We start from the raw sequence: 12,539 nt of genomic DNA on the forward strand, positions 1-12,539 counted from the left end.
GGTGACAACGTAGAAATGTCAGTAGAATTGATCCACCCAATCGCAATGGACCCAGGTCTACGTTTTGCGATCCGTGAAGGTGGTCGTACTGTAGGTGCTGGTGTTGTTGCGAAAGTAACTGCATAATTCATGTTGCCATATTTAAACCGAGAATCTAGATTCTCGGTTTACTTTGTAGGCTAGTAGTTCAATTGGTAGAGCGTCGGTCTCCAAAACCGAATGTTGGGGGTTCGAGTCCCTCCTGGCCTGCCATTTATTTTCAAAGTTAAAGCTTGATGCTGGCTAAATTGTCTTATAATAAGTCGCGAATTCTACGACGAGTATACCCATGTCGAATGATAAACTGCGTGACGCATTAAGCGAAGCGCCAATCCCTCAAAGAAATAATTCTGCTGAAGTTGTTCGTTCTGGTTCACCACTGGATGTTGTTTTGTGGGTTGTTGCGGTTGCTCTCCTGATTTGTGCAACCTTGGTAAATCAGTATCTTCCTGCATATTGGGCACCAGCGAATAATATTTGGGTTCGCATAGGCGCAATTTTAGCTTGTATCGTTATGGCTTTAGGTTTATTATACGCCACCCACCAAGGCAAAGGATTTATCCGTTTGCTGAAGGACGCACGCGTAGAATTACGTCGAGTAACTTGGCCAACCAAGCAAGAAACCGTAACAACCTCATGGCAAGTGGTGCTTGTTGTTGTTATCGCTTCAATTGTGTTGTGGTGTTTTGACTACGCTTTGGGCTGGTTAGTGAAGTTGATTATCGGGTAAGAAGCTATGAAACGTTGGTATATTATTCATGCCTATTCAGGTTATGAAAAACAAGTGATGCGCTCACTCAAAGACCGAATCCAGCGTAGTACTGTTGCCGATAGCTTTGGTGATGTTCTTGTTCCTACCGAAGAAGTGGTAGAAATGAAGGACGGTAAAAAACGCAAGTCTGAGCGTAAATTCTTTCCTGGCTATGTGTTAGTCGAAATGGAAATGAATGACGATACTTGGCACATTGTTAAAGAATGTCCAAAAGTATTGGGCTTTATTGGTGGTACACCAGAAAAACCTGCACCGATTACTCAGCGCGAAGCAGATGCGATTCTTGCTCGTGTACGTAGTACAGGTGAAGCACCTCGTCCTAAGACGATGTTTGAACCAGGTGAAGAATTATTGGTTATTGACGGTCCATTTACAGACTTTAAAGGTGTAGTGGAAGAAGTTCAATACGAAAAGTCGCGTTTAACGTTGACGATTAATGTATTTAATCGACCAACTCAAGTTGAATTGGAATTTCGCCAAGTCGAAAAAACCATTTAATTTGAATTGTTTGAAAAACGCCCGATTTATTCGGGCATTGTTATTGTAACAATTGTGTTGCGAGAATAGTTGGGGAGCCTAGCGGCGTTTGTACCCAGAGGTAATTTAAAATGGCTAAGAAGATTGACGGCTATATCAAGCTGCAAGTTCCAGCTGGTAAAGCAAATCCATCTCCACCGATTGGTCCTGCATTGGGTCAACGTGGTGTTAACATCATGGCATTCTGTAAAGAATTCAATGCTGCGACTCAAAAACTTGAAGTTGGCTTGCCAATTCCAGTTGTGATTACTGTGTACAACGACAAGTCGTTCACATTCATCATGAAAACTCCGCCTGCATCTATTCTTCTTAAGAAAGCTGCTGGTATCCAAAAGGGTTCATCTGTACCAAACAAAACTAAAGTTGGTAAGTTGACTCGTGCTCAGTTAGAAGAAATTGCGACTACTAAAGAACCAGACTTAACTGGTGCTGATTTAGACGCACGTGTTCGTACCATCGCTGGTTCTGCACGTTCTATGGGCTTGGAAGTGGAGCTATAAGACATGGCAAAGTTAACTAAACGTCAAAAAGCCATTGCTGCTGCTATTGAAGCAAACAAAGTTTACACTTTGGAAGAAGCAGTACAAGTTCTTAATAGTCTTCCTGCTGCAAAATTCAAAGAATCTTTGGATGTTGCAGTAAACCTAGGTGTTGACCCTCGTAAATCTGACCAAGTTGTTCGTGGCGCGACTACACTTCCTGCAGGTACTGGTAAAACTGTACGTGTTGCAGTGTTTGCTCAAGGCGCAAATGCAGAAGCGGCTAAAGCTGCTGGTGCAGACATCGTTGGTTTTGATGATCTAGCTGAAAGCATTCAAGCGGGTAACCTTGACTTTGACGTTGTAATTGCTGCTCCAGATGCAATGCGCGTTGTAGGTAAATTAGGTACGATCCTTGGTCCACGTGGTTTGATGCCAAACCCGAAAGTGGGCACTGTAACTCCTGATGTTGCAGGCGCTGTGAAAAATGCTAAATCTGGTCAAGCACGTTACCGTGTAGACAAAGCGGGTATTATTCACGCTGCGATTGGTCAAGTAGGTTTCTCTGCTGAAGCTGTTCGCCAAAACGTTGAAACTTTAGTTGCTGATTTGAAAAAATTGAAGCCAGCGACTTCTAAAGGCGTATACATCAAAAAGATCACTTTGAGCTCAACTATGGGTCCTGGTCTTACTGTTGATGTAAGCAACGTTTCTAACTAAGTTTCGACTTAGAAAAGAATTTTAAAGTCCTGAAAGAGGGGAATGACCAAAGAAAGTCTTCGATTTTCTTAATCATTCAGGTAGAAATAACCAATCCTCACTCAGGCGGACTTTGAATTGATAAGTGTAAATTTATCAGCGTCAAAGACCTCAGGCGAGAAAGGAAACTTTTTCTTAATAACCCAGCCTGCGTAGACGCGGTGGTGTGATTTGATCCTCCTCCGCGTGTAAGTTTGAAAAGACTTACGAATTGGGGTGTACCTGACATAGGTACATAAATCACCGTTAGGAGGTTTTACAATGGCTCTTCTTATCGAAGACAAAAAACAGATTGTTGCTGAAGTTAGCGAAGTCGCTGCGAAAGCATTTTCTGTTGTTGTGGCTAACTATCAAGGTTCAAGCGTAGAGCAATTAACACAACTTCGTGTTGAAGCTCGTAAGCTCGGTGTTACTACACGTATCGTGCGTAATACTTTGGCTAAACGCGCTCTTCAAGATACTCAATTTAATATCTTGAACGATGACCTTGTTGGCCCAACCATTCTAGGTTTCTCAACTTCTGAAGACGACATGGGTGCAGCAGCACGCTTGTTCGAAGAATTTGCAAAAACTAACAAAGCATTTGAACTTAAAGCTGCAGCATTTGACGGCAAAGTTTATCAAGGTGCTGAAATTAGCGTTATCGCAAATCTTCCGAACCAAGAAAAAGCGCTTACTATGCTTGCCAATGTTCTTCAAGCTCCTATTTCGAAATTGGGTCGCCTCATTACAGCGCTCAAAGAGAAAAACGAGTCAGAAGCTGCATAAGCTTAAATTTATTTACACACCATTCAATTTCCATTTGGAGTTATTCTCATGGCTTTAACTAACGAAGAAATCTTAAACGCAGTTGCTGAAAAAACTGTTCTTGAACTTGTTGAACTTATCTCTGCTTTCGAAGAGAAATTCAACGTATCTGCTGCTGCTGTAGCTGTTGCTGCTGCTCCTGGCGCTGCTGCTGCTGTTGAAGAACAAACTGAATTCAACGTTGAGTTGACTTCTTTCGGCGCTAACAAAGTTGCGGTTATTAAAGCAGTTCGTGAAGCTACTGGCCTTGGTCTTAAAGAAGCTAAAGATCTTGTTGAAGGCGCTCCTTCAGTTGTTAAAGAAGCAGTTTCTAAAGAAGAAGGTGAAGAACTTAAGAAGAAACTTGAAGCAGCTGGTGCTACAGTTACACTTAAGTAATTTGCAAAGGGGTCGGTTATTTTTAATTGGCTCCGAAAAAATGGCTGATGGCTCTTGGGTCATCAGCCTTTTTGCGTTACAATAATCGGCTCGATTTTTGTTCTTCTTGAGCAAAAACGAATATTTTATAAAATAACGCAATATATCAAACGCTTACCAATATTTTTCAATAAAAAATATTGTTAAGCGTTTTATTACCACTCTAAATTGCAGCATTTGTAAGTAGTGGTGGCCATATCGGCCTGCGTCATTCCATCTAAATCCGAACTGCAGGCGGATTTAGTTTTGTACTTTCCGAGGACTCCAAATGGCATACTCATATACCGAAAAAAAACGGATCCGTAAGAATTTTGGTAATTTGCCCAAAGTCATGGACGTTCCGTACTTGCTTTCGATTCAAGTCGACTCGTACAGAACATTCTTGCAAGATGGCAAAACACCAAAAAATCGAGAAGATATCGGTCTCCAAGCCGCATTTCGTTCAGTTTTTCCAATCGAAAGCTATTCTGGCAATGCTGCTTTAGAATTTGTTGAGTATAGCCTTGGTAAACCTGAGTTCGATGTTCGCGAATGTATTCTTCGTGGCTCAACTTATGCGGCACCAATGCGCGTAAAAATTCGCTTGATCATTAAAGATCGCGAAACGAAATCAATCAAAGACGTTCGTGAACAAGAAGTTTATATGGGTGAAATCCCATTGATGACTGAAAACGGAACGTTTGTGATCAATGGTACGGAGCGTGTGATCGTATCTCAGTTACACCGTTCACCTGGTGTATTCTTTGATAGCGACAAGGGTAAAACTCACGCGAACAAAACTCTATATTCTGCTCGTATTATTCCTTACCGTGGTTCATGGTTGGACTTTGAGTTTGATATTAAAGATCTTGTTTATGTTCGTATTGACCGTCGTCGTAAATTACTCGCGACTGTTATTTTACGTGCATTAAATTACACAGATGAACAAATTCTTAATTTGTTCTATGAAAAAGTACCTGTGTATGTCGATATGGGCAGCTATCAAATTGAGCTGGTTCCAGATCGTTTACGTGGTGAAATGGCACAGTTCGACATTGCTGACAACACTGGTAAGGTGATTGTTGAGCAAGGCAAACGTATTAATGCGCGTCATGTACGTCAAATGGAAGCATCAGGCTTAACCAAACTGCCAGTTCCAGATGAGTATCTATATGAGCGTATTACGGCTGAAAATATCACATTGCGTAATGGTGATGTGATTCCTGCCAATACCTTACTTAGCCATGACATTATGGTGAAATTGGCTGAAGGTGGTGTTAAACAGTTCAATATTCTGTTTACCAATGACATCGACCGTGGTCCATTTATTGCAGATTCTCTACGTGCTGATACGACAACAGGTCGTGATGAAGCGTTGGTTGAAATCTATAAAGTCATGCGTCCAGGCGAGCCACCAACCAAAGAAGCAGCAGAAAACTTGTTCCATAACTTGTTCTTCTCTACAGAACGTTATGACTTGTCTCCTGTTGGTCGTATGAAGTTTAACCGTCGTTTGGGTCGTCCATACGAAGTGGGTACAGATCAGAAATCTCGCGAAGTCGAAGGTATCTTGTCAAATGACGATATCATCGATGTTATGCGTACTTTGATCGAAATCCGCAACGGTAAAGGCGAAGTTGACGATATCGATCACTTGGGTAACCGTCGTGTACGTTCAGTTGGTGAAATGACTGAAAACCAATTCCGTGTTGGTTTGGTTCGTGTTGAACGTGCAGTAAAAGAGCGCTTAAACCAAGCAGAAACGGATAATTTGTCTCCACAAGACTTGATCAATGCGAAACCTGTTGCTGCGGCAATCAAAGAATTCTTTGGTTCAAGCCAGTTGTCTCAGTTCATGGATCAAAACAACCCATTGTCTGAAATTACACACAAACGTCGTGTATCAGCACTTGGGCCAGGTGGTCTGACACGTGAACGTGCAGGCTTTGAGGTACGTGACGTACACCATACACACTATGGTCGTGTCTGTCCGATTGAAACACCTGAAGGTCCAAACATTGGTTTGATCAACTCATTGTCTGTTTATGCAAAAGCCAATGACTTTGGTTTCTTGGAAACGCCATACCGTAAAGTGGTTGATGGTCTAGTGACCGAAGAAACTGAATACCTTTCTGCGATTGAAGAAGTCGGTACCGTCATTGCACAAGCTGACTCTGCAGTTGATGCAGAAGGCAACTTGATCGATGAAATGGTCACTGTTCGTCATCAAGGTGAAACAGTACGTATGCCGCCTGAAAAAGTGACGCATATGGATGTTTCTGCACAGCAGGTTGTATCTGTTGCAGCATCGCTGATTCCATTCCTTGAACACGATGACGCGAACCGTGCATTGATGGGTTCAAACATGCAACGTCAGGCTGTACCAACTTTACTTGCGGATAAACCGCTTGTAGGTACAGGTATGGAAGCAAACGTAGCGCGTGACTCTGGTGTATGTGTCATCGCAAAACGTGGCGGTGCCATCGAATTTGTTGACGCTTCTCGTGTCGTGATTCGTGTGAACGAAGATGAAATGATCGCGGGTGAAGCAGGTGTAGATATCTATAACCTGATCAAATACACACGTTCTAACCAAAACACTTGTATCAACCAAAAAGTTCTTGTGAACTTGGGCGATAAAGTCGGTCGTGGTGATGTCTTGGCTGATGGTCCTTCTACCGATGGCGGTGAGTTGGCATTGGGTCAAAACATGCGTGTTGCGTTCATGACATGGAACGGCTTCAACTACGAAGATTCGATCTTGCTTTCTGAACGTGTACTTCAAGAAGACCGTTTAACGTCGATTCATATTCAAGAATTGTCATGTGTAGCACGTGATACCAAGTTAGGTGCAGAAGAAATTACTGCCGATATTCCTAACGTAGGTGAAGCTGCACTGTCTAAACTTGACGAATCAGGTATCGTTTATATTGGTGCTGAAGTCACAGCAGGGGATATCCTTGTTGGTAAAGTTACACCAAAAGGCGAAACTCAGTTAACACCAGAAGAAAAATTGCTTCGTGCAATCTTCGGTGAAAAAGCAGCTGATGTGAAAGACTCTTCTTTACGTGTTCCATCGGGTACGAAAGGTACAGTCATTGACGTTCAAGTCTTCACACGTGATGGTTTAGAAAAAGACGAACGTGCGCAAGCAATTGAAAAAGCTCAATTAGATGCATACCGTAAAGACTTGAAAGAAGAATACAAAATCTTCGAAGAAGCGGCTCGCGAACGTATTGTCCGTTTATTGACTGGTCAAGAGTCAAATGGTGGCGGTACAACTAAACGTGGCGACAAACTGACTGATGCTGTTTTATCTGGTCTTGAGTTGGTTGACTTACTTGAAATCCAGCCGACTGATGAAGCAATTGCTGAGCGTTTAAGTCAAATTCAAGTGTTCTTGAAAGAAAAGAGCGCTGAAATTGATGAGAAATTTGCTGAGAAAAAACGCAAACTTTCTACAGGCGATGAACTGACAACTGGCGTATTGAAAGTTGTTAAAGTTTACTTGGCTGTAAAACGTCGCATCCAACCGGGTGATAAAATGGCGGGTCGTCACGGGAACAAAGGTGTTGTATCTAACATCTTGCCTGTAGAAGACATGCCGCATGACGCTAATGGTGTTCCTGTTGACGTGGTATTGAACCCGTTGGGCGTACCATCACGTATGAACGTGGGTCAGATTCTTGAAACTCACTTAGGTTTGGCTGCAAAAGGTCTGGGCGAGCAAATCGACAAGATGCTTAAACAGCAACGCACAATGGCTGAACTACGTGATTTCCTTGACAAGATTTATAACAAAGTCGGTGGTGAGCAAGAAGAGCTTGATACATTGACTGATGAAGAAATCTTGAAACTTTCAGGTAACTTGCGTAAAGGTGTACCTTTGGCAACACCTGTATTTGATGGTGCTGAAGAAAGCCAAATCAAAGAGTTACTTGACCTTGCAGGCTACTCGAAGACAGGTCAAATGGAGCTGTACGATGGTCGTACAGGTGAGAAATTTGATCGTCCTGTCACTGTAGGCTACATGTACATGCTCAAATTGAACCACTTGGTTGATGACAAGATGCATGCGCGTTCAACAGGTTCTTACTCACTTGTAACGCAACAGCCGCTTGGTGGTAAAGCGCAGTTCGGTGGTCAGCGTTTCGGTGAGATGGAAGTCTGGGCACTTGAAGCATACGGTGCTGCATACACACTTCAAGAAATGCTCACTGTGAAGTCGGATGACGTTGAAGGTCGTACCCGTATTTATAAGAACATTGTAGATGGTAACCATTATATGGATCCAGGTATGCCTGAATCGTTCAACGTATTGACCAAAGAGATCCGTTCTTTAGGTATCAACATTGAACTGAAAAATGGTGACTAAGACTCTCCATTAAATCTCCCTAAATCCCTCTTTGAGAAAGAGGGACTTTTCCCCTTTTTAAAGGGGGAGTAGGGGGATTAAATCAGTTAAGAAACAATATTTGTGACCCAGTTGTGAAGTGAAAATCTCCACAACACACGGAGAAAAAAATTGAAAGACTTGCTCGATATCATGCGCAAAAAGACGGACTCAGACGGTCATGCTCCAGTAGAGTTTGATCGCATCCGTATTGGTCTTGCGTCACCAGAAATGATTAAGTCATGGTCTCACGGTGAAGTTAAAAAGCCAGAGACAATCAACTACCGTACCTTTAAACCAGAACGTGATGGTTTGTTCTGTGCCAAAATTTTTGGTCCAGTAAAAGATTACGAATGCTTGTGTGGTAAATACAAGCGTATGAAATACAAAGGCGTCATTTGTGAAAAATGTGGCGTTGAAGTAACAACTGCAAAAGTTCGTCGTGAACGTATGGGTCACATCGAGCTTGCATCTCCAGTGGCACACATCTGGTTCTTGAAATCATTACCAAGCCGTATCGGTTTGCTGCTTGATATGACATTACGTGATATCGAACGTGTATTGTATTTCGAATCATACGTTGTCACAGATCCAGGCATGACTCCGTTTGAGAAGTATCAACTTCTGACTGACGAAGAATACTTCAATGCACTTGAAGAACACGGTGATGAATTCACTGCGAAAATGGGTGCAGAAGCAGTTCAAGACTTGTTGAAAGACATCGACCTTGAAGCTGAAATTACACGTTTACGTGAAGAAATTCCTCAAACAACTTCTGAAACGAAGTTGAAAAAAGCATCTAAACGCTTGAAATTGATGGAAGCATTCAAAGAGTCAAACAACAAGCCAGAATGGATGGTGATGAACGTACTTCCAGTACTTCCACCAGACTTGCGTCCGCTTGTACCACTTGAAGGTGGTCGTTTCGCGACTTCTGACTTGAACGATCTTTACCGTCGTGTGATTAACCGTAACAACCGTTTGAAACGTCTTTTAGACTTGGCTGCACCAGACATCATCGTACGTAACGAAAAACGTATGTTGCAAGAATCTGTGGATGCCTTGTTAGACAACGGTCGTCGTGGTCGTGCGATTACAGGTTCGAACAAACGTCCGCTTAAATCTTTGGCTGATATGATCAAAGGTAAGCAAGGTCGTTTCCGTCAAAACTTGTTGGGTAAACGTGTTGACTATTCTGGTCGTTCGGTAATTACCGTAGGTCCATCTTTACGTTTGCACCAGTGTGGTCTTCCGAAGAAAATGGCACTTGAACTATTCAAGCCGTTTATTTTCGCGAAACTACAAGCTTCAGGTCAGGCAACAACCATTAAAGCTGCGAAGAAAATGGTTGAACGCGAGACTCCAGAAGTTTGGGACGTTTTGGCATCTGTCATTCGTCAGCATCCAGTGATGTTGAACCGTGCGCCAACACTTCACCGTTTGGGTCTTCAAGCATTTGAACCAATCCTGATTGAAGGTAAAGCAATCCGTTTGCACCCGCTCGTATGTACAGCGTTTAACGCCGACTTCGACGGTGACCAAATGGCGGTACACGTACCATTAACACTTGAAGCTCAGTTAGAAGCTCGTGCGTTAATGATGTCAACCAACAACATCTTGTCACCTGCCAACGGTGAGCCAATTATCGTTCCATCTCAGGACGTTGTCTTGGGTCTTTACTACATCACCCGTGATGCGGTAAATGCCAAAGGTGAAGGCATGATGTTCGCGGATACTCACGAAGTAAACCGTGCGCTTGCAACAGGTCAAGTGGCGATGCACGCTCGCGTAAAAGCACGTGTATACCAAACTGTGATCAACGAAAATGGCGAACGTGAAAAACAAACGATCGTTGTAGATACAACTCCAGGTCGTTGTTTGCTTTGGGAAATCGTTCCTGAAGGTTTAAGCTTCGAGTCAATCAACCTTGAGATGACCAAGAAAAACATCTCTAAATTGATCAACTCTTGCTACCGTAAACTTGGTTTGAAAGATACCGTTATCTTTGCTGACCAATTGATGTACCTTGGCTTCCGTCAAGCGACTCGTTCTGGTGTATCTGTAGGTATGGAAGACATGCTTATTCCACCACAGAAACAGTCGATTATTGACAAAGCAGAAGCCGAAGTTCGTGAAATCGAACAACAGTTCGAACAAGGTTTCGTCACTGCGGGTGAACGCTATAACAAAGTTGTCGATATTTGGGCACGTACTAACGACCAAGTAGCGAAAGCGATGATGGACAACTTGTCTTATACCCTTGTGAAAAACAAGAAAGGTGAAGACGAGAAGCAAAAATCATTCAACAGTATCTACATGATGTCTGACTCTGGTGCCCGTGGTAGTGCAGCACAGATTCGTCAGCTTGCAGGTATGCGTGGCTTGATGGCAAAACCAGATGGTTCGATCATTGAAACGCCAATTAAAGCGAACTTCCGTGAAGGTTTGACAGTACTTCAGTACTTTATTTCAACGCACGGTGCGCGTAAAGGTTTGGCCGATACCGCATTGAAAACTGCGAACTCTGGTTACTTGACACGTCGTCTTGTAGACGTTGCACAAGACTTGGTGATTACCGAGCCTGACTGTGGTACAGCAGGCGGCCTAGTCATGACTCCACTCATTCAAGGTGGTGACGTGATTGAGCCATTACGTGACCGCGTATTGGGTCGTGTAACAGCAGAAGATGTAAAACGTGCATCTGATGATGAAGTTGTATTGCCTCGTGGTACATTGATCGACGAGAAAATTGCAGCTTATCTTGAAGAAGCGGGTGTCGACGAAGTTAAAGTTCGTTCAGTTGTAAACTGTGAATCTACATTTGGCGTATGTGCGAAATGTTATGGTCGTGACTTGGCTCGCGGTCACTTGGTGAACCCAGGTGAATCTGTGGGTGTTATGGCAGCACAGTCAATTGGTGAACCAGGTACACAGTTAACCATGCGTACGTTCCACGTAGGTGGTGCAGCGAGCCGAACTTCTGCGGCAAACAGCGTACAAGTGCGTAACAAAGGTACAGTACGTTTCCACAATGTGAAAACTGTACAACATACCAAAGGTCATTTGGTTTCTGTTTCACGTTCAGGTGAAATCGGTATTGCGGATGATTTAGGTCGTGAACGCGAGCGTTATAAACTTCCTTACGGTGCAAGCATTGTACTGAAAGATGGTGAAGTTGTTGAAGCTGGTGGTATCGTTGCGACTTGGGATCCACATACACATCCACTTGTGACAGAGGTTGCTGGTAAAGTACGCTTCTCACAAATTGCGGATGGTGTAACTGCAACATCGAAAACTGATGATGCAACAGGTATGACTACTGTTGAAATCTTGCCTGTAACAGCTCGTCCTGTATCTGGTAAAGATATGCGTCCTGCAATCGTACTTGATACAGCAGATGGTACTGAACAGTTCTACTTCTTACCACAAAACACAATCGTCACTGTCCGTGATGGCGAAACGATTGGTGTGGGTGACGTTATTGGTCGTGTACCACAAGAAACTTCACGTACCCGTGACATTACCGGTGGTTTGCCACGTGTTGCCGACTTGTTCGAAGCACGTAAGCCGAAAGAACACGCGATCTTGGCAGAAGTGTCTGGTATCGTAAGCTTCGGTAAAGAAACCAAAGGTAAGAACCGTTTAGTGATTACACCAGATGATGGTTCTGAGATTTACGAAGAGCTTATTCCGAAATGGCGTACCATTAACGTGTTCGAAGGTGAGCATGTGAACCGTGGTGAAACCATTTCTGATGGTCCACAAAACCCACATGACATCTTACGCTTGAAAGGCGAAGTGGCGTTGACGAACTACATCGTGAATGAAGTTCAGGACGTTTACCGTCTCCAAGGTGTAAAAATCAACGATAAGCACATTGAAGTCATCGTACGTCAAATGTTGCGTAAAGTGGATATCACTGATGGCGGTGATACAAGCTTCATCAAAGGTGAGCAAGTCGATTACATCCGCATGGTACAAGAAAACCAAGCAGTTGCAGCGCAAAACAAATTCCCAGCGAAATTTGAGCGTCAATTGATGGGTATTACCAAAGCGTCGCTTTCTACTGACTCGTTCATTTCTGCTGCATCGTTCCAAGAAACCACTCGTGTGTTAACTGAAGCGGCTGTAACAGGTAAAGAAGATGACTTGCGTGGTCTGAAAGAGAACGTGGTTGTAGGTCGTTTGATTCCTGCAGGTACGGGTCTTGCGTATCACTTGGAGCGTCGTCGTCAAGAAGCTGAAGCGGCTGAGTTTGAACTTCACAATGACTTTAGCGATGTTGACCAAGCGTTTAGCCAAGCATTAAATGAAAGTCAATTCTAAGTTTGAATTGACTGACTAAAAAAAGAGCCTT

The 12,539-nt window shown here is 43.3% G+C and carries 9 protein-coding genes and 1 tRNA gene; all 10 read left to right on the plus strand.

The window, feature by feature from the left end; all coding sequences use genetic code 11:
* Positions 1-126: EF-Tu C-terminal domain-related protein (locus tag GBN19_RS10060; RefSeq protein WP_075192013.1), on the plus strand; the 126-nt coding region annotated here is incomplete at its 5' end.
* 50 nt (positions 127-176) lie between these two features.
* A tRNA-Trp gene (locus GBN19_RS10065) sits at positions 177-252 on the plus strand.
* A 76-nt stretch (positions 253-328) separates the two neighbouring features.
* Positions 329-769, plus strand: coding sequence for a preprotein translocase subunit SecE (secE, locus tag GBN19_RS10070; protein WP_151778044.1), 441 nt, complete (start codon positions 329-331; stop codon positions 767-769).
* A 6-nt stretch (positions 770-775) separates the two neighbouring features.
* The gene (gene nusG / locus GBN19_RS10075) at positions 776-1,309 is read left to right on the plus strand and encodes a transcription termination/antitermination protein NusG (protein ID WP_004749886.1); all 534 of its coding nucleotides are present in this window, start codon (positions 776-778) and stop codon (positions 1,307-1,309) included.
* A gap of 110 nt (positions 1,310-1,419) precedes the next feature.
* On the plus strand, positions 1,420-1,848 hold the full coding sequence (rplK, locus tag GBN19_RS10080; protein ID WP_004637639.1) for a 50S ribosomal protein L11: 429 nt from the start codon (positions 1,420-1,422) through the stop codon (positions 1,846-1,848).
* A 3-nt stretch (positions 1,849-1,851) separates the two neighbouring features.
* Positions 1,852-2,547 carry a 50S ribosomal protein L1 gene (gene rplA, locus GBN19_RS10085; protein WP_151778045.1) on the plus strand — a complete coding sequence of 232 codons (696 nt, stop codon included), beginning with the start codon at positions 1,852-1,854 and terminating at the stop codon, positions 2,545-2,547.
* Between the two features lie 300 nt (positions 2,548-2,847).
* Positions 2,848-3,354 carry a 50S ribosomal protein L10 gene (gene rplJ / locus GBN19_RS10090; protein ID WP_151778046.1) on the plus strand — a complete coding sequence of 169 codons (507 nt, stop codon included), beginning with the start codon at positions 2,848-2,850 and terminating at the stop codon, positions 3,352-3,354.
* 48 nt (positions 3,355-3,402) lie between these two features.
* Positions 3,403-3,771 (plus strand): 50S ribosomal protein L7/L12, encoded by a 369-nt coding sequence (gene rplL, locus GBN19_RS10095; protein ID WP_151710605.1) that lies wholly within the window; start codon positions 3,403-3,405, stop codon positions 3,769-3,771.
* 307 nt (positions 3,772-4,078) lie between these two features.
* The gene (rpoB, locus tag GBN19_RS10100; protein ID WP_151710604.1) at positions 4,079-8,164 is read left to right on the plus strand and encodes a DNA-directed RNA polymerase subunit beta; all 4,086 of its coding nucleotides are present in this window, start codon (positions 4,079-4,081) and stop codon (positions 8,162-8,164) included.
* A 150-nt stretch (positions 8,165-8,314) separates the two neighbouring features.
* Entirely contained in the window at positions 8,315-12,508 is a 4,194-nt protein-coding gene (gene rpoC / locus GBN19_RS10105; protein WP_151778047.1) for a DNA-directed RNA polymerase subunit beta', read from the plus strand.
* The last annotated feature ends 31 nt before the right edge of the window (positions 12,509-12,539 follow it).

This window comes from Acinetobacter brisouii (assembly GCF_008993995.1).
Taxonomy (GTDB): Bacteria; Pseudomonadota; Gammaproteobacteria; order Pseudomonadales; family Moraxellaceae; genus Acinetobacter; species Acinetobacter brisouii_A.

Coding starts and splice junctions, on each gene's coding strand:
- secE (WP_151778044.1), top strand. CDS start 329: ATGTCGAATGATAAACTGCGTGACGCATTAAGCGAAGCGCCAATCCCT.
- nusG (WP_004749886.1), top strand. CDS start 776: ATGAAACGTTGGTATATTATTCATGCCTATTCAGGTTATGAAAAACAA.
- rplK (WP_004637639.1), top strand. CDS start 1,420: ATGGCTAAGAAGATTGACGGCTATATCAAGCTGCAAGTTCCAGCTGGT.
- rplA (WP_151778045.1), top strand. CDS start 1,852: ATGGCAAAGTTAACTAAACGTCAAAAAGCCATTGCTGCTGCTATTGAA.
- rplJ (WP_151778046.1), top strand. CDS start 2,848: ATGGCTCTTCTTATCGAAGACAAAAAACAGATTGTTGCTGAAGTTAGC.
- rplL (WP_151710605.1), top strand. CDS start 3,403: ATGGCTTTAACTAACGAAGAAATCTTAAACGCAGTTGCTGAAAAAACT.
- rpoB (WP_151710604.1), top strand. CDS start 4,079: ATGGCATACTCATATACCGAAAAAAAACGGATCCGTAAGAATTTTGGT.